Origin of the sequence: Buttiauxella gaviniae ATCC 51604, from assembly GCF_001654835.1 — a bacterium.
GTDB lineage: Bacteria > Pseudomonadota > Gammaproteobacteria > Enterobacterales > Enterobacteriaceae > Buttiauxella > Buttiauxella gaviniae.
Genome location: NZ_LXEP01000008.1, coordinates 47,388 through 69,780 on the forward strand (window position 1 = coordinate 47,388; position 22,393 = coordinate 69,780).

The 22,393-nt window shown below is 50.3% G+C and carries 19 protein-coding genes; 4 read left to right on the forward strand and 15 right to left on the reverse strand.

Annotated features, from left to right (window positions below):
• Positions 1-69: 69 nt before the first annotated feature.
• The 12 genes from M977_RS05350 to M977_RS05405 all read right to left on the reverse strand — a co-directional run bounded on the left by M977_RS05350 (position 70) and on the right by M977_RS05405 (position 12,842).
• The gene (locus M977_RS05350; protein ID WP_064512908.1) at positions 70-2,736 is read right to left on the reverse strand and encodes a glycoside hydrolase family 78 protein; all 2,667 of its coding nucleotides are present in this window, start codon (positions 2,734-2,736) and stop codon (positions 70-72) included.
• A gap of 45 nt (positions 2,737-2,781) precedes the next feature.
• Positions 2,782-4,086: an MFS transporter gene (locus M977_RS05355; protein ID WP_064512910.1), complete on the reverse strand. Its 1,305-nt coding sequence runs from the start codon at positions 4,084-4,086 to the stop codon at positions 2,782-2,784.
• 78 nt (positions 4,087-4,164) lie between these two features.
• Positions 4,165-5,022, reverse strand: coding sequence for a helix-turn-helix domain-containing protein (locus M977_RS05360; RefSeq protein WP_064512912.1), 858 nt, complete (start codon positions 5,020-5,022; stop codon positions 4,165-4,167).
• A gap of 211 nt (positions 5,023-5,233) precedes the next feature.
• Positions 5,234-6,145 carry a cysteine synthase CysM gene (cysM, locus tag M977_RS05365; protein WP_064512914.1) on the reverse strand — a complete coding sequence of 304 codons (912 nt, stop codon included), beginning with the start codon at positions 6,143-6,145 and terminating at the stop codon, positions 5,234-5,236.
• A gap of 71 nt (positions 6,146-6,216) precedes the next feature.
• Positions 6,217-7,317, reverse strand: a complete 1,101-nt coding sequence (gene cysA, locus M977_RS05370) for a sulfate/thiosulfate ABC transporter ATP-binding protein CysA (RefSeq protein WP_064512916.1) — start codon at positions 7,315-7,317, stop codon at positions 6,217-6,219.
• Positions 7,307-8,182 carry a sulfate/thiosulfate ABC transporter permease CysW gene (cysW, locus tag M977_RS05375; protein ID WP_064512918.1) on the reverse strand — a complete coding sequence of 292 codons (876 nt, stop codon included), beginning with the start codon at positions 8,180-8,182 and terminating at the stop codon, positions 7,307-7,309. The genes cysA and cysW overlap by 11 nt, the downstream gene beginning before the upstream one ends.
• The gene (gene cysT, locus M977_RS05380; protein ID WP_064512920.1) at positions 8,182-9,015 is read right to left on the reverse strand and encodes a sulfate/thiosulfate ABC transporter permease CysT; all 834 of its coding nucleotides are present in this window, start codon (positions 9,013-9,015) and stop codon (positions 8,182-8,184) included. Before cysT ends, cysW begins: the two co-directional genes overlap by 1 nt.
• On the reverse strand, positions 9,015-10,031 hold the full coding sequence (locus tag M977_RS05385; protein WP_064512922.1) for a sulfate ABC transporter substrate-binding protein: 1,017 nt from the start codon (positions 10,029-10,031) through the stop codon (positions 9,015-9,017). The genes cysT and M977_RS05385 overlap by 1 nt, the downstream gene beginning before the upstream one ends.
• 297 nt (positions 10,032-10,328) lie before the next feature.
• Positions 10,329-11,228: a Dyp-type peroxidase gene (locus M977_RS05390; protein ID WP_064512924.1), complete on the reverse strand. Its 900-nt coding sequence runs from the start codon at positions 11,226-11,228 to the stop codon at positions 10,329-10,331.
• Positions 11,229-11,331: 103 nt separating this feature from the next.
• Positions 11,332-11,907, reverse strand: coding sequence for an RpoE-regulated lipoprotein (locus M977_RS05395; protein WP_064512926.1), 576 nt, complete (start codon positions 11,905-11,907; stop codon positions 11,332-11,334).
• Between the two features lie 63 nt (positions 11,908-11,970).
• Positions 11,971-12,417 carry a DUF2919 domain-containing protein gene (locus tag M977_RS05400; RefSeq protein ID WP_064512928.1) on the reverse strand — a complete coding sequence of 149 codons (447 nt, stop codon included), beginning with the start codon at positions 12,415-12,417 and terminating at the stop codon, positions 11,971-11,973.
• On the reverse strand, positions 12,417-12,842 hold the full coding sequence (locus tag M977_RS05405; protein ID WP_064512930.1) for a GNAT family acetyltransferase: 426 nt from the start codon (positions 12,840-12,842) through the stop codon (positions 12,417-12,419). The genes M977_RS05400 and M977_RS05405 overlap by 1 nt, the downstream gene beginning before the upstream one ends.
• A gap of 206 nt (positions 12,843-13,048) precedes the next feature.
• Between M977_RS05405 and amiA the strand changes: the two genes are divergently transcribed.
• Positions 13,049-13,921, forward strand: coding sequence for an N-acetylmuramoyl-L-alanine amidase AmiA (gene amiA / locus M977_RS05410; protein WP_064513158.1), 873 nt, complete (start codon positions 13,049-13,051; stop codon positions 13,919-13,921).
• Positions 13,922-13,926: 5 nt separating this feature from the next.
• On the forward strand, positions 13,927-14,832 hold the full coding sequence (gene hemF, locus M977_RS05415) for an oxygen-dependent coproporphyrinogen oxidase (RefSeq protein WP_064512932.1): 906 nt from the start codon (positions 13,927-13,929) through the stop codon (positions 14,830-14,832).
• 1 nt (position 14,833) lies between these two features.
• On the opposite strand, the gene maeB is transcribed toward hemF, so the two are convergent.
• Positions 14,834-17,113 carry an NADP-dependent oxaloacetate-decarboxylating malate dehydrogenase gene (gene maeB, locus M977_RS05420; protein ID WP_064512934.1) on the reverse strand — a complete coding sequence of 760 codons (2,280 nt, stop codon included), beginning with the start codon at positions 17,111-17,113 and terminating at the stop codon, positions 14,834-14,836.
• A gap of 280 nt (positions 17,114-17,393) precedes the next feature.
• Here maeB and tal point away from each other — a divergent pair, with 280 nt between their 5' ends.
• On the forward strand, positions 17,394-18,344 hold the full coding sequence (gene tal, locus M977_RS05425; protein WP_064512936.1) for a transaldolase: 951 nt from the start codon (positions 17,394-17,396) through the stop codon (positions 18,342-18,344).
• A gap of 21 nt (positions 18,345-18,365) precedes the next feature.
• Positions 18,366-20,363 (forward strand): transketolase, encoded by a 1,998-nt coding sequence (gene tkt / locus M977_RS05430; RefSeq protein ID WP_064512938.1) that lies wholly within the window; start codon positions 18,366-18,368, stop codon positions 20,361-20,363.
• Positions 20,364-20,462: 99 nt separating this feature from the next.
• Here tkt and M977_RS05435 read toward each other — a convergent pair whose 3' ends face one another.
• On the reverse strand, positions 20,463-21,506 hold the full coding sequence (locus M977_RS05435) for a DUF1176 domain-containing protein (RefSeq protein WP_064512940.1): 1,044 nt from the start codon (positions 21,504-21,506) through the stop codon (positions 20,463-20,465).
• Between the two features lie 272 nt (positions 21,507-21,778).
• Positions 21,779-22,354 (reverse strand): GDP-mannose pyrophosphatase NudK, encoded by a 576-nt coding sequence (gene nudK, locus M977_RS05440; RefSeq protein WP_064512942.1) that lies wholly within the window; start codon positions 22,352-22,354, stop codon positions 21,779-21,781.
• Positions 22,355-22,393 lie beyond the last annotated feature (39 nt).

Consider the following 22,393-nt stretch of genomic DNA (forward strand, 5'->3'; position numbering starts at 1 on the left):
CCTGCAATGAATAAAAAAACCGGAAATGTCTATTTCCGGTTTTTTTTCGTCTATGTCTGGCACTGAATTTTATGCGCGCAGATATTCGACCTTATAATCTCCCGATCCTACCTCTGCAAATCCGCTATTCTCTTGCAGCTTAAAGACCATATCCCGAGCTGACAGCAGCTCTCCGATGCCCGAAAGTTTTAGGGTCGCATGTGTGTTATGTGGAACCTTAACGTCCAACGTCACAATATCCCCCACTCTGCTTTGTCTCACTTGCCAGCGAACCTTAATTTCACCGTAAACGGAGTCATAAGCCGCATCTACCCAGGAAACGTTGCCGCCAATCGTCGGTGCGATAATCACATGCTTAAAGCCTGGTTCATCAGCGTCTGCCTCAATACCCGCAACGGAGCGATACAGCCACTCCCCTACCGCGCCATACGCATAATGGTTAAACGAGTTCATATTGGCGCTCCACATCGAGCCATCAGGCTTCATACCATCCCAGTGCTCCCAGATGGTCGTTGCACCTGCTTTTACTTGATACAACCAGGAGGGAAAATCATCCTTAAGCAGCAGTTCCCACGCCTCTTGTTCCCGCCCATTCTGGCTCAGTGCATGGCAAAAATAAGGGGTACCCACAAAACCGGTCACCAAATGGCCATCATGCTCGCGCAGGAGTTCCACAAGCGTATTCACGGTACGTTCCCGGAACGATTCTGGCACCAGGTTAAAATAGAGCGCCAGAATATGCGCAGTCTGCGTTCTGGCCGCAAGCCTGCCTGAGGGAGTGAAGAACTCATCCTGAAAACGCTGAACGATTTGCTGATGCAAAGTGCTGTAGCGCTCAAAATCTTCTGTTCGATTGAGTGCTTTGGCGGCCTGGCTGAATAGTTGTGTGGAGTAAGCAAAATAAGCCGTGCAGACAAGATCCGTTGGCGTCGCGCCAAAATAACTCCCCTCTTTCGCATCCAACGCAACCCAATCGCCAAACTGCAATTTATAACGCCAGATCAGGTTCTCGGAATGCGTGAGCATAAAATCCACCCAACCTTTCATGCTCTGATACTGGTTTTCCAGAACGCGAGTGTCGCCATACATCAGGTACATCGTCCACGGATTGATAACCGCGGCATCTGCCCACGCCGCTGCTGAGTGCGTTCCTCCCTCGGCCAGGTTGATATCATTCGCGCAATGCCCGGTGAGAATATCAGGAATGACGTGCGGCACACCGCCTTCTGGCGTCTGGTCGTGTTGCAGATCCCGGAGCCATTTCGCAAAGAAATTACGCGTATGCATCAGGTAACTGGCCGTGCGGCAAAATATCTGTGCGTCCCCTGTCCAGCCCAATCTTTCATCGCGCTGGGGGCAGTCGGTCGGGACATCAATGAAATTCCCTTTTAACCCCCACAGAATGTTGTGATGAAGCTGGTTTAAATCTTCATTTGAACAATTGAAATGACCGGTTTGAGTCATATCTGAATGCAGCACCACAGCTTTGAAATTCTCAGGGCTGACATTTCCAGGGTAGCTTTCGACTTTTACGTAGCGAAAACCCTGCCAGGTAAAGCGAGGGTGATAAACCTCCGTCTCCCCGCCTTTTAAAACATACTCCACACGTTGTTTCGCTGAACGCAGATTATCCAGATAAACATTTCCCTGAGCATCCAGCGTCTCGAAATGGCGCAGAATAACTTTGTCACCCCGATTGCCATTTACTTTGAATTCAACCCAGCCACTCAGGTTTTGCCCTAAGTCGATAACCGTATCGCCCTGCGGCGTCGTGATAATCGAAGTGGGTTCCAGCGTGGCTATTTTTTTTACTTTGCAGGCGCCCTGCGCGGTGAGCACTTTTTTATCATAAGAAACCAGGCTGACAGGGCGCCAGTGAGCGTCATCAAATCCCGTTTTATTCCAGCCTTCTTGCTCAAAGCTTGCATCGCAAATTTCACCGTCGTAAATCTCAGAGAACATAATCGGTGAATCTTCGCCACGCCAGGAATTATCGCTGACCACAATCTGCCGGGTTCCATCCTCATAATGAATCACCAGTTGGCAGATAAGTGCGGTCTGTTCGCCGTAATAATTCCTGTCGCGGGTAAAGCCCATATCACCTTTATACCAGCCAGCCCCCAGCTCAGCGCCAATAGCGTTCTCACCCGGCTTGAGTTGCTCGCTCAAATCGTAAGTTTGATAAAGCAAATGGTTGTGGTAGCTCGTCCAGCCTGGCGTTAGCTCATCATTACCGACTTTGCCTCCATTAAGATAAAACCGATAAACCCCTAAAGCTGATACATGCAAATAAGCGGAAACCACCGCACTGTCGTTGTTGAGTGAAAAGGTTTTTCTTAATAGTGTGACTTTTGAATTATCTTTATCTGCAAGAGTTTCAGCAGATATAAAATCCCCTGACCAGGGGGTATCCAGCAGCCCAGTAATAAATTCTGCGGCGGTACTCCACAGGCTTTCCTCACCATGGTTATCTTTAATTTTCACACGGACAAAATAACGTGTTGAGGGATGCAGTAAAATTTCATTAATATTCACATTCACCGAAGCGTCACTACTGATTACTCCGCTATCAAATAAAACAGCATCGAAGTATTTATCATCACTCACCTGTAACTGATAACAAACTTGCTTCACATTCCTTTGGTTACTTTCAATCTCCCAACCGATGACTGGAAAAGCATCGATACCCGATAAAGATAACTCATAGTCAAGCGTGACCTTTTTGACTGACAGCATAATGACAGGCTCCTTTGATAACTCAATATTTTGCAGATCCGATATTTATTTTATCCGCATCGCTTCGGCAGGTAATAAAGGGACTCTGGGATATTTTTCCACTACCATTTCGCCTTCACTGGAAAATTCATTTCTTTGTTGGCGATGAAAACACAGCCAACCAATAAACATACCTAGAGCAACAATTGCAGAAAAGATGGAGTAAAGTGCTACCGGTCCAGCATCGAGTAAAACGGGAGTGACAAAGGCTAATAATGCACATGATAAACGTGCCACACCCACAATCGCCCCCTGAGCAGTTGAACGAAGCATGGTCGGAAATGATTCCTGCGACCACACTTTCATAATACCTTCAAAAGCCATACCACTGCCGGTAGCAGTAAATAAAAGGAAGCAGAACCACGATAATGGCGAGAAATTAAGTAATACGGGCATAAAGAAACCGCCAGCGAAGAAGAATGCGCCAATAATAAAAACCAGCATTCTTTTTGAGGTGTCTACCATCTTCATAAAGAGCAAACCAGATAATACTCCTACGGGCATCAACAATAAATTCCACAGAGAATTTTCCTCAACCGTAATGCCGACTACATTCACGGCAACATAAGTCCCGAATTGGCCGCCGGTATTTGCCGCCAGATTCACCAGCGTATAAAAAAAGCATAACGCTACAAACGGCCATAAATATTTCCCATGCAGTAAATCTTTAAACGACGATTTCTGTGCGCGAACCGTTGTCGCCCCACGGCGATTCTCGTCACGAGCAAGTAACCACATTGGCGATTCAGGAATCGTCCAACGTAATAGCAGCAACACGGCGGCGACAATGCCCACATGAAGGTACATAATTTGTGCACCCAATTGCCCCCAACCCCCGACGACGGCTGAAATTCCCATGGTGGTGCTGATACCTACCAGCCACAACAGGTTAGATAATCCGATAATCTTGCCACGGTTTTTATCACAGGCCGCTTCAGCAATCGTTGCCAAAGAAACCGGCAAATCGGCTCCTGTCGCCAGGCCAACAAACATCGTACCGGCCAGCAAAATGACAAAGACCTTGCCAAACGCCAGCATCAGCGATCCCAAAACAATCATTGCCATAGTGGCAATAAACACTTTTCTCCTGCCGAGGCGGTCGCCCAACCTGCCACCTAAAAATGCGCCAATTGCAATGCATAGAGTTAATACGCCGGAAAGTACACCAATATCAGCCGAAGTAATGCCAATCGCTTTCTGATAAATAACTAACGCTGTGCCATTGGAAACAATGGCGGCCGAGTCGATATAAGATGCCATTCCCGAAACAACCCCCACATACCAAGGGTTAATGATTTTTGTTTTATCCATAATATTGACTCCATTAAATTATTGTTTACGTCATGTATTACTTATTCCCATAAAAAATGATGAATATGAAAAATATGGCTATAATTCTGTAATTGAATAACTTAGATGTCTTTCCTGCGAGGGTGTACGAGAAAATCTCTTTTTATACACATCGGTTAAACGTGAGGCGTTAATAAAGCCGCAAAATAATGCCACATCTTTAATCGGCCGATCGGTAGTCCGTAAAAGTTCCTGAGCCTTTAACAAGCAACAAATTTGCTGGAATTTCTCGGGTGTGGTACCGGTCATCTCTTTAAAGAAACGAAACATCGTGCGTTTCGCCATCCCACACTCTTCGCACAAAGCGTCCCAATTTATATGTCGGCAATAGTTCTGGCGAACATAATTCAGTATTTTTTGCCCGCTACTTTCACGGTGACGATTTCTTTCTCCCCGGCGGGCAATGCAGCGACACAGCAAAGAGACAATTTCCAGAATGGCTGCTTCTGTAGCAGAAAAGTAAACTGCATCAAAATGATCATCTCGCCTGGCTGTGACTTCTTCCGTTAACCCGACGATTTTCTGCAGTTCACTTTCGTTTAAAGTGAGCAGTTCTCTCACTGAAGGTTGAGTCGTCTCTCGGACAACATCCAACAATGCATCAATATTATGTATGAAACCAAAATGCCGGTCTTTATGAAATAAGAGATTAATAAGGGAAAGATTATTAGTCGACTCGTAATAATGAGTGTCATTCGCCGAAACAAAAAAGAAGTCACCTGTATAAACCAACTCCACCTGATCGTTAATAATATGAAAACCGCTGCCGCTACGCACAATAACCAGCTCATCAAAATCATGGCCGTGGGCATCTGCCATTTCCTGGTTATCCAACATAAATAAGCAGAAGGCGTGTGCCTCTGAAAGAAAAAAATCTTGTGGTTGTTTAATTTCCATCTATTCACCTGCCAGTTATTTATTACATCGTGGTGATAGAGATATTAGAACTTAATATTAATGACAAGTCATTATGGCAAGATGGCACTGCGGCGTAAGTCACCGTGACGTTACTATCATTTTTTCTTAATAAGTCAGATTAGAGGGGGGATGGCGAGGTAACGATTTTGTAGGGCGTGGCTTATCACCCTACACGATTAATATTCTGAAATTATATTCCTGAGCCTTGCGAATAACTCTCTTCGCCAAATACTCCCGTCGATAAATATCGATCGCCGCGGTCGCAGATAATTGCTACGACAACAGCCCCCGGATTTGCCTGTGCAACACGCAATGCACCCGCGACTGCACCGCCGGAACTCACGCCGCAGAAAATCCCCTCTTCACGGGCAAGTTTGCGCATCGTTCTCTCGGCTTCAACCTGTGACATATCAATCACTTCATCAACCAAAGCAGGGTTGAAGATCTTCGGTAGCCACTCTTCTGGCCAGCGGCGAATCCCCGGAATACTGCTGCCATCTTCAGGCTGTAAACCAACAATTTTGACTGGTTTGTCTTGTTCGCGCATAAACTGGCTGACGCCCGTGACTGTACCCGTGGTTCCCATACTGGAAACAAAATGCGTAATACGACCCTGTGTCTGCTGCCAGATCTCCGGCCCGGTTGTGCTGTAGTGCGCGTATGGGTTATCCGGGTTGTTGAACTGGTCGAGGACTTTGCCTTCGCCTCGTTCATCCATCAAACGTGCCATTTCGCGTGCGCCTTCCATGCCCTGCTCTTTGGTCACCAGAATCAATTCTGCGCCATAAGCCTGCATCGCCGCTTTGCGTTCCATACTCATGTTGTCAGGCATTAAAAGCTTCATTCGGTAGCCTTTAAGCGCTGCAATCATCGCCAATGCAATCCCGGTATTGCCGCTGGTCGCTTCAATGAGCGTATCTCCTGGGGAGATTTCACCGCGAGCTTCTGCGCGTACAATCATCGAAAGTGCAGCTCTGTCTTTAACCGAGCCTGCGGGGTTGTTCCCCTCAAGCTTCACCCAAATTTCACTGCCGTTATCAAGGCCGGTGCGCTGCAATTTAACCAGAGGTGTATTGCCAATCGTGCTTTCTAAGGTGTTCACTTGCCTGTCCAGAAAATAAGAAAAGCGGCCACGTGGGCCGCCTTTGCGTGTCGTGTTGTTCAGTAAACTTATCAGGCGGATTGCGCGAGGTCTACCTGGCCATTATAAGTACTGTGAATTCTGTTCTTCCCATCATACAAGCGCGCATGTTGCAGGCCGACAAACAGACGCTCACCACGCACAGGAACATAGTCTTCGCGCAGCACAACCGTTAACGGTTCGTCATACCAGCCCAACGGCTGCACAACCAGCTGCATGTAATGCCCACGTGGGCTGATTTCCAGCACCTGAACTGGCAGTGGCGAATCCAGATTAGTACGGCGGCTGACGTCCACTTCCCATGGGCGTAAGAACAAATCGACAGGCCCCTGGTGCGCAGGTGTAAAGCCAAGCGGCCAACGGTGTGCGCCAACATGGAACTGGCTGCCGCGCACAACGCCTTTCATACGGTTCACTTCACCAAGGAACTCCAGCACGAAACGAGTCGCGGGTTCGCGCCATACCGCTTCCGGCGTATCAACTTGTTCAATATTCCCCTGGCTCATGACCACCACGCGGTCCGCGACTTCCATCGCTTCTTCCTGGTCGTGGGTCACGAATACGCTGGTGAATTTCAGCTCTTCATGCAACTGGCGCAACCAGCGGCGCAACTCTTTACGTACCTGTGCATCCAGCGCACCGAATGGCTCATCAAGCAGCAAGATTTGCGGTTCAACCGCCAGCGCACGTGCCAACGCCACACGTTGCTTCTGCCCACCGGAAAGCTGTGCCGGGAAACGATCTGCCAGATGGGATAACTGCACCATCTCCAGCAAACGAGTGACTTTCTGTTTAATCGCTGCGGAAGAAGGACGTTCGCGGCGCGGCAGAACCGTCAGGCCAAAAGCGATGTTGTCGAACACCGTCATATGGCGAAACAGTGCGTAATGCTGGAACACAAAGCCCACTTTGCGGTCACGCGCGTGAATGCGGCTCACATCGGTGCCGTGGAAACTAATGCGCCCGCTGTTCTGGTGCTCAAGGCCCGCGATAATACGCAGCAGCGTGGTTTTACCGGAACCTGACGGCCCAAGCAATGCCACCATTTGGCCAGAAGGGATATCCAGCGAGATATCATTCAACACCTGGGTGCGACCAAAAGATTTCTTAATATTGGTAATATCAATGCTCATGATTCCCCTCCTGTTGCAGGCGTTTTTCCTGGCTATTCAAACGCCACTGCACCGCACTCTTTAAGAACAACGTAACGATTGCCATCAGGGTTAATAACGCCGCAGCGGTAAACGAGCCAACGGTGTTGTAGTCCTGCTGTAGCAATTCAATTTGTAACGGCAGTGAGAATGTCTCACCGCGGATAGAACCGGAAACCACCGACACGGCACCAAACTCACCAATGGCGCGAGCATTGGTTAACACCACGCCGTACAGCAGCGCCCAGCGGATATTGGGTAATGTAACGCGTCTGAACATCTGCCAGCCCGAAGCGCCGAGCAAAATCGCTGCTTCGTCTTCCTGGCTGCCCTGGCTCAACATCACTGGCACCAGTTCGCGCACCACAAACGGACAAGTCACGAAGATAGTCACCAACACCATGCCCGGCCAGGCGAACATAATCTGGATGTTATGCGCATCCATGAAGCCTGCCAGCGGGCCATTCGAACCGTAGAACAGCAGATAAACCAGTCCTGCGACTACGGGTGAAACCGCGAATGGAATATCCAGCAGCGTCAGTAACAACTGGCGGCCAGGGAAATCAAAGCGTGTCACCAGCCATGCCAGCAAAATACCGAACACCAGGTTCACCGGCACGGTAATCAGCGCAATCATTACGGTGAGCCAGATGGCGTGCAGCATATCCGGGTCAACAATATTGCGCAGCGCAGGCATCAGCCCTTTCGAGAAGGCCTGAGCGAAAATCGATGCCACTGGCACCACCAGCAGCAAAAACGAAATCAGTACGCCGAGGCCTATCAGCGTCCATTTGCCCCAGTTAAATCCAGTACGGCGATAGCTTTTCAATTCAGTTACGTCCGTCATCAGTGACCTACCACGCGCCGACCAAAGCGACTTTGCAACGTGTTAATGGTAAACAGCAGCAGCAGTGAAGCGGCAAGGATCACCGAGGCAATCGCACTGGCTGCCGGGTAATCAAACTCCTGCAAACGCACAAAAATCATCAGTGAGGTGACTTCGGTCTTCCAGGCGATGTTGCCGGCAATGAAAATTACTGCGCCGAATTCACCCAGGCTACGGGTGAATGAAAGTGCTACACCCGCCATCAGCGCCGGAGAAAGCTCCGGTAAAATCACGCGGCGAAAACTCTGCCAGCGCGTCGCACCCAGCGTTTCCGCAGCTTCTTCATATTCCGGGCCTAACTCTTCCAGCACGGGTTGAATGGTTCGCACTACAAACGGGATACTGGTAAATGCCATTGCCACGGCAATACCCAGCCAGGTGTACGTCACTTTAATGCCAAACTGCGCCAGCCATTCGCCGTACCAGCCGTTAACTGAAAACAGCCCGGCAAGCGTTAAACCCGCTACGGCAGTGGGCAGAGCAAAGGGTAAATCCATTAATGCATCAAGCAGGCTACGGCCCGGAAACTGGTAGCGCGTCAGGATCCACGCCATCAACATGCCAAAGAAACCGTTGAAGATAGACGCCACACCCGCAGACAGCAGCGTGACTTTATATGCCGCCACCACCTGCGGGTTGGTGATCACTTCCCAATACTGCGCCAGCGTCATCTCAGAGAGTTGCATCACCAGCGCACTTAACGGCAGCAGTAAAATCAGGCAAACAAACAGCAAACTGGTGCCGAGGCTTAAGGTAAAGCCCGGCAGCACCCGCTTGGAGGCAACAGAAAACATTACTCACGCCCCTTGCCGAGCAACTGGTCAAACTCACCGCCGCTGGCAAAGTGGGTTTTCATCGCTTCTGGCCAGCCACCGAACTCATCTTCCACACGGAACAATTCGGTCTGAGGGAATTTATCTTTCAGTTTTGCCATCACTTCCGGGTTATTCACACGGTAGTAATAGTCAGTGATGATGGTTTGTGCCGCCGGGCTATACAGGAAGTTCAGATACTCTTTTGCTGCTTTTTCAGTGCCGTTGGCTTTGACGTTTTTATCGACCCAGGCCACCGGGAACTCCGCCAGAATGTTGACCTTTGGCACAACCACTTCGTAGCCATCTTTCTCGTACTGTTTGCTAATGTTGTTAACTTCGGACTCAAAGCTAATCAACACATCACCCAGGTTACGCTCAACAAACGTGGTGGTTGCACCACGGCCGCCGGTGTCAAACACTTCAACGTTTTTCAGGAACTGGGTCATGAACTGTTCTGTTTTGGCTTTATCGCCGCCGTCAGCTTTGTTGGCTGCACCCCATGCACCTAAGTAGGTGTAACGGGCATTACCTGAAGTTTTTGGGTTAGGGAAAATCAGCTTTACGTCCGGGCGAACCAGGTCGCTCCAGTCGTGAATATTTTTAGGATTGCCCTTGCGCACCAGGAACGCCATGGTGGAATAGAACGGCGAACTGTTGTTTGGCAAACGGGTCTGCCAGTCGGCGGGAATCAGGTTGCCTTTGTCATGCAGGATCTGCACATCCGAAACCTGGTTATAAGTTACAACGTCTGCTTTTAAGCCCTGCAAAATCGCCAGCGCTTGTTTTGATGACCCGGCATGAGATTGTTTAATCACCAGCTTGTCGCCGTTATTTTCCTCAGCCCACTGTTTCTGGAAGGCAGGATTGAGCGCGGCAAAAAGCTCGCGAGACACATCATAAGAGCTGTTCAGCAGTTCCGTGGCATGAGCTGAACCTGCCAGCAACGCAGAAACAACCAAAGCACTCCAGACTTTTTTAACCGATGTCATTGCCATTGGGCACCCTTATAAATGTGATAACGATCGAGCTTTATGGTTACCAGTGTATTTATAACGAGTGTCAAAGCTGTAACGGTTTTATATATCGTTTGGTGATTTGCAATAAGAAAGGGATATATACCCGCCAGCCCTCAAGTTACGGCTGTGTTGGGTCTAATTATTTCAGGTATCAAAGGTAGGGCGTTAGCGGTGAAGGCAGTCTGACGACGGCCAGCGCGCAAAAACCGGAGCGTACATGAAGTACGTGAGGATTTTGAGCACTGCCCGGTGCCAGAATGGCGAGTAAGGTAGCCCTTACAGGTTTAGAAGCTTGTCTAAAGACGGCGCGAAATAATACCCGCCGGTTACCGGTTTGGTGAAACGCAGCATGCCATCACGCTTACCGTCGGTTTCGCCAAACATGCTCAGAAGTTGCTGCTCAATGTTATGCAAACGGGCGCAATAAGCGATGAAGTACAGGCCGTGGGTACCGCTCGCCGTGCCGTATGGCAGGCTCTGGCGCACAATTTTCAGGCCTTTACCATTTTCTTTCAAATCGACACGCGTCAGGTGAGATGTTTCCGGGCGCTCATCACCGTCAATCTCTTCGTTGGCCTCTTTAGTACGGCCAATGATCATCTCCTGCTCGTTCACGCTCATGCGGTTTAGCTGTTTGAGATTATGCTCCCAACGCTGCACGAACACGTAGCTACCACCTGCATCGATGCCATCATTAATGACCGCTACTTCACGGCGCGTTTCTTCGCCCTGCGGGTTTTCGGTGCCATCAACAAAACCACTTAAATCGCGCTCTTCAACCCAGCGGAAACCATGGATTTCTTCTTCAATTTTCAGCGCGTCGCCAAATGCTGCAAGCGCTGCCTGTGCCACAGAGAAATTCACGTCATGGCGCAGAGAAAGAATATGGATCATCACGTCATGTTGCGTTGCTGGCGCAAGACCTTTGCCCAATGGAGCAAAGTTTTTCAACTCGGCCGCACCCACACCGCCGCTGAGATCGCGCCATAGATCGTGACCAAACGCCACCACAGCACCTAAATTCGCATCAGGGAATTTATCCTGAAACGCAGTCAGTGATTGATTAAAGGTTTTACAACCCTGGCGAATAGCATCGAAATCGCCCTGAATACTCGCTTCCAGCCAAACGGCGGCGCGACAATGTTCTGGCAGAATGCCAGATTGAACACGAGACATGAATCCTCCTAAAAAACACACGCCACTCTACGTGGCGTTTATTCCCTTATGATACCCAATTCCAGCAACACCTTATTGAGAAGGCGCAAGCCAGCGGTTATTTTTATCGACGCCAGATAATTTTACTGATCTTCCAGGTTTTGAGCGTATCGTCAGACGGCATCAACTCCTGCCCGCCATGCCATTCGCCGCTGAAAATGTAGCTGATGTGCTGGCTGTCTTTGGCCTTACAATCGACACCGTCACTATCATCTCCAGTCCCTTTGACACACGCGCCAAATGCTTTGTCGTACAGGTCGCTAAAGGTGGTACCAATCTTCACGCCGCTATCGGTTTCGATGTCGCTATCCATAACATCAACGCGGCTTACTGTGCCTTTTTCTCCGTTGACGACAACCATCACGGTTTTGTCATCCATCGCTTCATAGAAGCGAACAATCTCACCGTTATCGGTTTTCATGCCGCTGCGTAAACGGTAGTTATCATTCAATGCGCTGCTGACTGCTTTTTCATCCATCGGTGTGCTGGCATTTAGCTCCCCGACCCCCTTCTCGCTGACTTCAATTGACGAACCAAACCAGTTCCACGGATTTGCCGCAGACCAGTTGACGGATGACAACGTCGAACAGCCTGCTAACACCAGCGGCAGCCCTAATAACATCAGGCGCAGTTTTTTCATCAGAAATTCCTTATTAAGCATGGATACGCGCTTTGGAGTGCAAACTTTCCCAAAAGTGCCCGGTTATTCACGATTGATAGTGAAGTAATCCCGTAAACGGCGGCTGGTACACAGCCACCAGAGGGCAAAAATATCGGCAACCAGCAGCGCTAAAGTGACGCCCGTCAGCACTTCGCCCTGCCAAAGCAATATGAGTTGCCAGGCCAAAACGACGAGCTGTGCGGCAATCAATATCCAGCGCCAGGCGGCCCATAATCGAGCGTATAAATGGCGGCGGCCGCTAATCATAAATGCCAGAGCCGCAGGAACGCCAGGCAATAGCCCGAACCAGAAATTGTCGCGGTCAGGATAGAAGACACCAAGGATGGCATCGCCCTGTTGACGGGACGCTGCCGCCAGCACCAGAACAAACCAAGTTCGCGCCTGCAAAAGAAGGGTACACCAGAACAAAAAAGGTGTTTTCAGATTACCGTGGGTATCGTAATCCGAAGGTGGATACAGCACAGGCATTAATATTCCTGGTCTTCAATCAATCGCTTGCCGAGTAGCATCACATCTTGCTGCTCGTACTCGAGCCGCTCATACATGCCAATCACCAGCTCGTTTTCTTCACGCACCATGATTTGAATTTTTGGGCAACCGCGTGCGATTAGCTTCTTTTCAAGTCGGCTCAGCAGCGCATTAGCGATGCCGCGACCACGATATTCCGGGTGCACGCCAAGGTAATAAGCTGATCCTCGGTGGCCGTCATATCCGCCCATCAGCGAGCCTACGACTTCGCCGCCCACTTCTGCCACTAAGAACAGATCCGCGTCATGATTGAGTTTGCGTTCAATGTCCATCTCAGGATCGTTCCATGGACGCAGTAAGTCGCAACGTTCCCAAAGCGTAATGACTTCTTCGAAATCATCCTGGCGAAAAACACGTATTTCCATGGTATTAGCCACCTGAAAGTCTAAAACAGTGATTATGGCGTTAAGTTTCTGTTTAGCCAATATCTGCCGCAAAACGAGGTAAAAAATGACATACTAGTCACTCATTCATTTTTGGTAATGAAAATCCCACAAATGCTTGTCGTTTACCCTTTGCCGATACGCTATAAATGCCTATCTGCAATTTTAAAGATAAAAATATTAGCCGCATGAGCAAAATTAAATCACTGACGCATCTGACTACCCGCCGCCAGTTACTGCTTACTGGGTTGGCTGCTTTAACGTTAACGGGCGTAAATAAGGCTTTAGCCAGCTCGGAGACTAAACCTCTTAAAACCACCACTAACCACAGTAAACCGAGCAAAAAATCGGGTGGACGTCGGGTAGTGATGCTTGACCCAGGCCACGGCGGTATTGATACCGGCGCGATTGGCCATAATGGTTCTAAAGAGAAACATGTCGTACTGGCCATTGCTAAAAATGTACGAAACATCCTTAAAAGCAATGGGATAGAGGCCAAACTCACACGCACCAGCGATGAATTCATCCCGCTGTACGATCGTGTAGAAATCGCCCACAAACACGGGGCCGATCTCTTTATGTCGATTCATGCTGATGGTTTTACGAACCCGTCTGCTGCCGGTGCGTCGGTGTTTGCCCTTTCCAATCGCGGCGCAAGTAGTGCGATGGCGAAATACCTCTCGGATAAAGAAAACGCCGCCGATGATGTCGCAGGCAGCAAGGTCAAACATAAAGACCAGTATCTACAACAGGTACTGTTCGACCTGGTGCAAACCGACACCATCAAAAACAGCCTGACGCTCGGCTCGCATATCCTCAAACAGATTAAGCCAGTGCATAAATTGCACAGCCGGAACACGGAACAAGCGGCATTTGTGGTGTTGAAGTCGCCGTCGATTCCTTCCGTACTGGTTGAAACGTCATTCATCACCAACCCTGGCGAAGAGAAATTATTAGGCACTCCCGCGTTTCGCCAGAAAATTGCTAATGCGATTGCCTCCGGCATCATTAGCTACTTTAATTGGTTTGATAACCAAAAAGCCCACAGTAAGAAACGTTGAACCCTATGAACTTGCCAGATATCCAGGCCGTTAAAAAATTCCTGCTGCAATTGCAGGACACCATTTGCCAGCAACTGAGCAATATTGATGGCGCTGCATTTGAAGAAGACAGCTGGCAACGCGAAGGCGGTGGCGGCGGGCGCAGCCGGGTGTTACGCGGTGGGAATATCTTTGAGCAAGCGGGCGTTAACTTCTCCCACGTTCATGGCGATGCGATGCCTGCATCAGCAACGGCTCATCGCCCGGAACTTGCCGGGCGCAGCTTTGAAGCAATGGGCGTCTCCCTCGTGGTACATCCGCTCAGCCCGTACATTCCCACCAGCCATGCCAACGTGCGCTTTTTCATTGCCGAAAAGCCAGGCTGTGACCCGGTGTGGTGGTTTGGCGGCGGCTTTGATTTAACACCGTTTTACGGTTTTGAAGAAGATGCCATTCACTGGCACCAAACCGCGCATGATTTGTGCCAGCCGTTTGGCGATGACGTGTTCCCGCGTTACAAAAAGTGGTGTGACGATTACTTCTTTATTAAGCATCGTAATGAGCAACGCGGTATTGGCGGCCTGTTCTTTGACGATTTGAACACGCCGGATTTCGACCATTGCTTTAGTTTTATGCAGGCGGTGGGCAACGGTTATCTGGATGCGTATCTGCCGATTGTAGAACGCCGTAAAGCGTTGCCGTGGGGCGAGCGCGAGCGCGACTTCCAGCTTTATCGCCGTGGCCGTTATGTGGAGTTTAACCTTGTGTGGGATCGCGGAACGCTGTTTGGTTTGCAGACGGGTGGGCGCACAGAGTCGATTTTAATGTCGATGCCGCCACTGGTTCGCTTTGAATATAACTATCAGCCAGAAGAAGGCAGCCCGGAGGCTGCCTTGTATCGTGATTTCTTGCCGGTTAAGGATTGGGTTTAAATCACAGCGGAACGGTCTGCGCCTCAACCACCGCCAGCGCCACCATATTCACAATACGACGAACGGACGCAATCGGGGTTAACACATGCACCGGTTTCGCCACGCCCATCAATACTGGCCCGACTGTCACCCCTTCGGAGCTGGAAACACGCAACAAGTTGTAGCTAATACGTGCCGCTTCGACGTTTGGCATGATCAGGATATTTGCCGAACCTTTCAGTGGGCTGTCAGGCATACGCTCGTTACGAATGCTTTCCACCAGCGCCGCATCACCATGCATTTCACCGTCAATTTCCAGCTCTGGTGCACGTTCGCGTACCATCTCCAGCGTTTTACGCATCTTGCATGCCGCTTTCGAATCGGAGGAACCATAGTTGGAATGCGACAACAACGCGACTTTTGGCTCGATACCAAAGCGACGCACAGTTTCTGCGGCTAACAAGGTAATTTCTGTCAGCTCTTCCGGCGACGGATCGTCATTCACATAGGTATCAGCAATAAAGGTGTTGCCGCTTGGCAACAACAGCGCGTTCATTGCCCCAGCCGCTTTCACGCCTTCACGATACCCAAACAACTTTTCCACCACGGAGAAGTGCTCGTGATACTCACCGATGGTACCGCAAATCATGGCATCCGCCTCACCACGGTGCACCATAATTGCACCGATCACCGTGGTGTTGCTGATCACGGCACGCTGCGCCTGTTCTTGCGTAATACCGCGGCGTTTCATGATGTTGTAGTACTCATTCCAGTACTCTTTGAAACGCGGATCGGATTCGTTATTCACGATCTCAAAATCGCGCCCGGCTTGCATTTGCAGGCCGAGTTTCTTCAGGCGCATTTCGATAACCGCCGGGCGACCAATCAGAATCGGTTTCGCCAAACCAAGTGTAATCAGCTCCTGAGTCGCATGTAGCACGCGCGCCTCTTCACCTTCTGTCAGCACCACTCGTTTTGGATCTTTGCGGGCCTGAGAGAAGATTGGCTTCATAAACAGGTTAGTTTTGTAGACGAACTCGGTCAGTTTTTCGCGATAAGCGTCGAAATCCTGAATCGGACGTGTTGCCACACCGGTTTCCATTGCCGCTTTCGCCACTGCGGGTGCGATTTGCACGATAAGACGCGGGTCGAATGGTTTTGGAATCAGGTAATCAGGGCCGAAAGTCAGCTCTTCTTCACCGTAAGCAGAAGCCACTACATCGCTCTGCTCTGCGTGAGCCAGTTCGGCAATCGCGTGAACCGCAGCCAGTTTCATCTCTTCGTTAATCGCCGTTGCGCCAACATCCAGCGCGCCGCGGAAGATGAAAGGGAAGCACAGCACGTTGTTAACCTGGTTAGGGAAGTCAGAACGACCGGTGCAGATAATTGCATCCGGGCGCACTTCTTTTGCCAGCGGCGGCAGAATTTCCGGCTCAGGGTTTGCCAGCGCAAGAATCAATGGCGCGCGCGCCATCTTCTTGACCATATCCTGGCTCATGGCTTTCGGGCCAGAACAGCCGAGGAAAATATCCGCACCTTCAATCACTTCGTCGAGCGTGCGCTTACCGTTATCTTCCACCGCGTAAGCCGCTTTGGTTTCAGCCATGTTTTCTTCACGGCCCTTATAGATAACGCCTTTCGAATCGCACACAACAATGTTGTGTTTCTGGATGCCCAGTTGTACCAGCAGGTTCATACAGGCGATAGCCGATGCACCCGCGCCAGAAACTACTAAACGCACATCAGAGATATTCTTCTCAACTACACGCAGGCCGTTAAGCACCGCAGCAGTACAGATGATGGCCGTACCATGCTGATCGTCATGGAACACAGGAATGTTCATGCGCTCGCGCAGTTTTTTCTCGATGTAGAAGCACTCTGGCGCTTTGATGTCTTCCAGGTTAATGCCGCCAAACGTTGGCTCAAGTGCAGCAATCACCTCAATCAGTTTGTCCGGGTCCATTTCATCGACTTCGATATCGAACACGTCAATACCGGCAAATTTCTTAAACAGAACGCCCTTACCTTCCATCACCGGCTTGCCCGCCAGTGCGCCGATATTACCTAGCCCTAACACCGCAGTGCCGTTGGAAATAACGCCGACCAGGTTGCCACGCGCGGTGTATTTGTAAGCCGCCAGTGGGTCTTTTTCGATTTCGAGACAAGGTGCCGCAACGCCCGGAGAGTAGGCCAATGCTAAGTCACGCTGGGTCGCCAGCGGTTTGGTTGGCGAAACCTGAATTTTACCGGGGACTGGGAATTCATGAAAATCGAGGGCACTTTGTCTTAGTTGTTCGTCCATTTCTTCGTTCCTTTTTTATCACTCTCAAGGGTCGTAAGGTCACGTTAAGATCGCTTTAGGGCCACGTAGTATCACGCTTGCGCGCGTTCTAAACTTTGAACATCGCCATACTATCAGCAACGTCTTGCAAAAATGTTAGAAAATCAGAGCCATTATGTTACCTGGCATTAACAACAATGCCATGCCTATCTGCTATGCTTTTTAGTTATGCCAACGATGAATTTTCATCGTGAGTGACATGGAGCACTCAAATTAGACTTTGCATTTCAAGGAGATAGTCATGAATCAGTTAGATAGTATCAAGAAATTCACCACCGTTGTTGCCGACAGCGGTGACATTGAATCTATCCGCAATTACCAGCCTATCGATGCGACGACCAACCCCTCGCTATTACTGAAGGCAGCAGGTTTAGCGCACTATCAAACGCTCATTGATGATGCCATTGCTTACGGTAAACAGCGCGGCGACACGCGAGAGGCCCAGGTCGCTCAAGCCTGTGACAAACTTGCGGTCAATTTCGGTGCGGAAATTCTGAAAAGCATTCCTGGACGCGTCTCAACAGAAGTGGACGCCCGTCTCTCATTTGATAAAGAAAAAAGCATCGCGAAAGCCCGCCATTTGATTGCTCTTTATGAAGAGCTGGGCATTGATAAGTCGCGAGTTCTTATCAAGCTTGCTTCAACCTGGGAAGGTATTCGTGCCGCCGAAGAGCTGCAAAAAGAGGGGATCGATTGTAACCTGACGCTGCTGTTTTCTTTTGCTCAGGCACGAGCCTGTGCGGAAGCTGGCGTGTTCCTGATATCACCGTTCGTCGGGCGTATCTACGACTGGTATCAGGCCCGCAAACCGATGGACCCGTATGTGGTTGAAGAAGATCCAGGCGTCAAATCGGTACGCAATATCTATGATTACTTTAAGCAGCACAACTACAGCACCATCGTGATGGGCGCGAGCTTCCGCCGCACCGAACAGATTCTTGCATTAGTTGGCTGCGATCGCCTGACTATCGCCCCTAACTTGCTGCAACAGTTGCAGGAGAGCGAAGAGCCGGTGGTACGCAAACTGGTGCCGCTGTCACAGGGCTTCCGTCGCCCGGAACCTATCAGCGAAGCAGATTTCCGTTGGGAGCATAATCAGGATCCAATGGCGGTAGAAAAATTGGCAGAGGGCATCCGCCTGTTCGCCATCGATCAACGAAAACTGGAAGATTTGCTCGCCGCCAAACTTTGAACGACAACCACGGAGTGAAACATGTCATCTCGTAAAGAGCTTGCTAATGCCATTCGTGCCCTGAGTATGGACGCGGTACAAAAAGCGAATTCGGGCCACCCTGGCGCACCGATGGGGATGGCTGATATTGCCGAAGTGTTATGGAACGAATTCCTGCACCATAACCCGACGAACCCCACATGGGCTGACCGTGACCGCTTTATTCTCTCTAACGGCCACGCCTCGATGCTGCTATACAGCCTGTTGCATCTGAGCGGGTATGACTTGCCGATGGAAGAGCTAAAAAACTTCCGTCAACTTCACTCCAAAACCCCCGGCCACCCGGAAATTGGTTATACACCCGGTGTTGAAACCACCACCGGGCCGCTTGGCCAGGGGCTGGCAAATGCGGTCGGCATGGCCATTGCTGAACGTACGTTAGGGGCGCAATTTAACCGCCCCGACCATGAAATTGTCGATCACTTTACCTACGTATTTATGGGGGATGGCTGCCTGATGGAAGGCATCTCCCATGAAGTTTGCTCGCTGGCAGGTACACTCGGCCTTGGCAAACTCATCGGTTTCTATGACCACAACGGCATTTCGATTGATGGCGAAACCAAAGGCTGGTTTACCGACGACACCGCCAAACGTTTTGAGGCTTATCACTGGCATGTGGTGCATGAAATTGATGGCCACGACCCGCAAGCCGTGAAGAAGGCGATTGAGGAAGCGCAAAGCGTGAAAGATAAACCGTCGCTGATTATCTGCCGCACTATCATTGGCTTTGGCTCGCCAAACAAAGCGGGCAAAGAAGAGGCACATGGCGCGGCACTCGGCGAGCAGGAAGTGGCACTCGCCCGTAAACAATTGGGCTGGAAATACCCTGCATTTGAGATCCCAAGAGAGATTTACCAGGCCTGGGATGCCAGAGAAAAAGGCGAGCAGGCAGAAACGGCGTGGAACGATAAGTTTGCCGCTTACTCCAAAGCTCACCCGGATCTCGCCGCTGAATTTAACCGCCGTATGCACGGTGAAATGCCGGAGGATTGGCAAGACCTCACGCAGCAGTACATTGAAAAGTTGCAGGCCAATCCAGAGAAAATTGCCACCCGTAAGGCCTCACAAAACACGTTGAATGCCTATGGCCCAAGCCTGCCTGAATTGCTCGGCGGCTCGGCTGATTTAGCGCCAAGTAACCTGACCATCTGGAAAGAGTCTAAATCCATCAAAGAGGATCTGGCTGGGAATTACATTCACTACGGCGTGCGCGAATTCGGTATGACCGCCATTGCGAATGGGATTGCCCATCACGGTGGATTTGTGCCCTATACCGCGACCTTCCTGATGTTCGTGGAATATGCCCGAAACGCTGCGCGTATGGCGGCGTTGATGAAAGCCCGTCAAATCATGGTCTATACCCATGACTCCATCGGCCTTGGCGAAGACGGCCCTACACATCAGGCGGTAGAACAACTTGCCAGCCTACGTCTGACACCGAACTTCAGCACCTGGCGCCCGTGCGATCAGGTTGAAGCTGCTGTAGCCTGGAAAGCGGCAATCGAGCGGCATAACGGCCCAACAGCGCTGATTCTTTCGCGCCAGAACCTGGCACAAATGGATCGTACGACCGAGCAGGTCAGCGTCATCAGTCGCGGCGGCTATATTCTGAAGGACAGCGGCGGTACGCCAGATGTGATTCTGATTGCCACAGGTTCGGAGATGGAAATTACGGTACTTGCAGCAGATAAGCTCGCCGCCGAAGGCCATAAAGTACGCGTGGTTTCACTGCCTTCGACCGACATTTTTGACGCTCAGGACGAAGCGTATCGCGAGTCGGTATTACCTTCAGACATTGCTGCACGAGTGGCAGTTGAAGCGGGTATTGCGGATTACTGGTACAAATATGTCGGACTGAAAGGGGCGATTGTCGGCATGACGACTTACGGTGAATCGGCACCTGCCGATAAGTTATTCCCGTTCTTTGGCTTTACTACCGAGAATGTGGTGGCGAAGGCGAAGAAGGTGATGGGTGTTTAGTCGAAAATAAGTATTGTGAATCCCCAGGAGCTTACACAAGTAAGTGACTGGGGTGAACGAAAGCAGCTAACGCATCTGCAGCTTGAAGTATGACGGGGATTATTTGGTGACCCAGAGCGTGGGCCACGACGAACTCGCATTCCACTCATCGCACGTCGGCTCTTCGGCATAACGTACCAGTCGAAAACGCTGGCCATCAAAACGCCAGCGTGTCGCCACACCGCAATCACCAACGCCACGCCCTTTTGCAAGCGTCGTCAGCTCTTTGTTCGTTTCATCATACCCGGCGTTCATCAGCTCTAGTTCAGTGTTTCCACTCCCCGGCGTAAACGGCAGTTTTAAGCGAATTTGTCGAGCAGCAAAAGGTTTCTGCCGTGACACCACCCAGACGAGATCGACCACGTTGTAAGCACCTGCTTCGCACCCGGTAATCAACAATGCTTTGTCATCGCTAAGGGCGAAAACGCGAACTTCACGACGGGCAGGATCGAGCGAACACTGGCTGTTGTTCATGCGCCAGGTCCCGTAATCCAGCAGATCACTCAGTTCCACCTGCGTTAAAGGCGTTGGAGTTGGGTTTGTCAGTGTGACTTCTTTGAGCGCGGGTGCAGGCGGCACGCTCAGCGGTGGATCGTCACCTTTCTTAATCCATGCTGTTTCGCTACCGACTCGCTGCTGTTGGCTGTCAATAAACAACAGTGACGCTTTCAGACCCGCAAGTGAAATACTTCCCCGTCCTTTCGCCAGCGTAATCGCATCGGCGTTCGCCACTTTATCGAGGAAGCCATTAATCGCGTCGGCATCACTGGTTTTGAGATGGTGCGGTGTTTCCTGCCATTTCGCTAAGTCCAGCGTCAACGGTTCACCATCAACCAACAGGCGTGGCGCAATTGGCGGCGCTTTAGGTTCTGCGATGGTCATATTACCGAGATCAATTCTCAGCGTTGCATCAGTACGCGCGCCCGCACTACGGGTCAGCGTCATTACTAATCCTTGATGCAGCCCAGTGTTACGGGCCGCACAAAAATTTTGGTTGTTGCAGGTAACTTGCCAATCGGAGAAAGACTTTTGTGCAGGTGCCGCGAAAACGGAGCTCGCTATAAATAATATAAAAAGAAACAGCGATTTGAACCGAAGGCACATTGGCGACACACATCCTGAAAAGACGAAGAGAATTTCACGTATACCCAAAATAATTCGAGTTGCATCACGGCGGCAAGGGACCAAGTCCCATGGAGCTTACATAAGTAAGTGATCTGGGTAAGCGAGCGCAGCCAACAAAGAGGCAACTTGAAGTATGACGGATATACAAAAAGTGGCGATATCTTCGTCTGGTTGACGTTTGTACTCAATCAGATTTATCGGATAGATTTACTTAAAATCACCTATCCGTAATTCATTGAATAACAATATTTTTAGTTCATGACTCCGCGTAATTGCAGCTGTTGTAACAGGATTACCGTTTTTCCGTCACGAATTTCACCACTTGCGACCATTTCCAGCGCTTGTCTGAAGGGGATTTCCAGCACGTCGATATCTTCATCATCAATACCGCCACCGGCGTTGTCGCGCTGAGCGTCGCTGTATTCCGCCATGTAGAAATGAATCAGCTCGGTCACGCCGCCTGGCGACATATAAAGCTCAAAGACTTTTTCGACTTCCCCGACTTCGTACCCGGTTTCTTCGATAGCTTCTTTGCGGGCACACACTTCCGGTTCATCGGCATCCAGCAGACCCGCACAGGCTTCAATCAACATGCCATCAGGGTTGCCGTTAACCCACGTTGCCACGCGGAACTGACGTGTCAAAACGACCGTTTTTTTATCGCGGTTGTACAGCAGCATGGTTGCGCCGTTTCCCCGGTCATAGACTTCACGTTTATGGCGAATAGCTTCGGCTTCGTTACGGTATAGATCGTAGGTGATATTACGCAGGATGAAGTAATTATCTGAGAGGATTTTATCTTTGATGACTTCGATTTTAATCGACATACCGTCTCCACAGTGAGTTAGGGGAGCCGATCATAATAT

Excerpts from the sequence above, each read along its gene's own strand:
- M977_RS05350 (WP_064512908.1), bottom strand. The coding sequence starts at position 2,736 with ATGCTGTCAGTCAAAAAGGTCACGCTTGACTATGAGTTATCTTTATCG.
- M977_RS05355 (WP_064512910.1), bottom strand. The coding sequence starts at position 4,086 with ATGGATAAAACAAAAATCATTAACCCTTGGTATGTGGGGGTTGTTTCG.
- M977_RS05360 (WP_064512912.1), bottom strand. The coding sequence starts at position 5,022 with ATGGAAATTAAACAACCACAAGATTTTTTTCTTTCAGAGGCACACGCC.
- cysA (WP_064512916.1), bottom strand. The coding sequence starts at position 7,317 with ATGAGCATTGATATTACCAATATTAAGAAATCTTTTGGTCGCACCCAG.
- cysW (WP_064512918.1), bottom strand. The coding sequence starts at position 8,182 with ATGACGGACGTAACTGAATTGAAAAGCTATCGCCGTACTGGATTTAAC.
- cysT (WP_064512920.1), bottom strand. The coding sequence starts at position 9,015 with ATGTTTTCTGTTGCCTCCAAGCGGGTGCTGCCGGGCTTTACCTTAAGC.
- M977_RS05385 (WP_064512922.1), bottom strand. The coding sequence starts at position 10,031 with ATGGCAATGACATCGGTTAAAAAAGTCTGGAGTGCTTTGGTTGTTTCT.
- M977_RS05390 (WP_064512924.1), bottom strand. The coding sequence starts at position 11,228 with ATGTCTCGTGTTCAATCTGGCATTCTGCCAGAACATTGTCGCGCCGCC.
- M977_RS05395 (WP_064512926.1), bottom strand. The coding sequence starts at position 11,907 with ATGAAAAAACTGCGCCTGATGTTATTAGGGCTGCCGCTGGTGTTAGCA.
- M977_RS05400 (WP_064512928.1), bottom strand. The coding sequence starts at position 12,417 with ATGCCTGTGCTGTATCCACCTTCGGATTACGATACCCACGGTAATCTG.
- M977_RS05405 (WP_064512930.1), bottom strand. The coding sequence starts at position 12,842 with ATGGAAATACGTGTTTTTCGCCAGGATGATTTCGAAGAAGTCATTACG.
- amiA (WP_064513158.1), top strand. The coding sequence starts at position 13,049 with ATGAGCAAAATTAAATCACTGACGCATCTGACTACCCGCCGCCAGTTA.
- hemF (WP_064512932.1), top strand. The coding sequence starts at position 13,927 with ATGAACTTGCCAGATATCCAGGCCGTTAAAAAATTCCTGCTGCAATTG.
- maeB (WP_064512934.1), bottom strand. The coding sequence starts at position 17,113 with ATGGACGAACAACTAAGACAAAGTGCCCTCGATTTTCATGAATTCCCA.
- tal (WP_064512936.1), top strand. The coding sequence starts at position 17,394 with ATGAATCAGTTAGATAGTATCAAGAAATTCACCACCGTTGTTGCCGAC.
- tkt (WP_064512938.1), top strand. The coding sequence starts at position 18,366 with ATGTCATCTCGTAAAGAGCTTGCTAATGCCATTCGTGCCCTGAGTATG.
- M977_RS05435 (WP_064512940.1), bottom strand. The coding sequence starts at position 21,506 with ATGTGCCTTCGGTTCAAATCGCTGTTTCTTTTTATATTATTTATAGCG.
- nudK (WP_064512942.1), bottom strand. The coding sequence starts at position 22,354 with ATGTCGATTAAAATCGAAGTCATCAAAGATAAAATCCTCTCAGATAAT.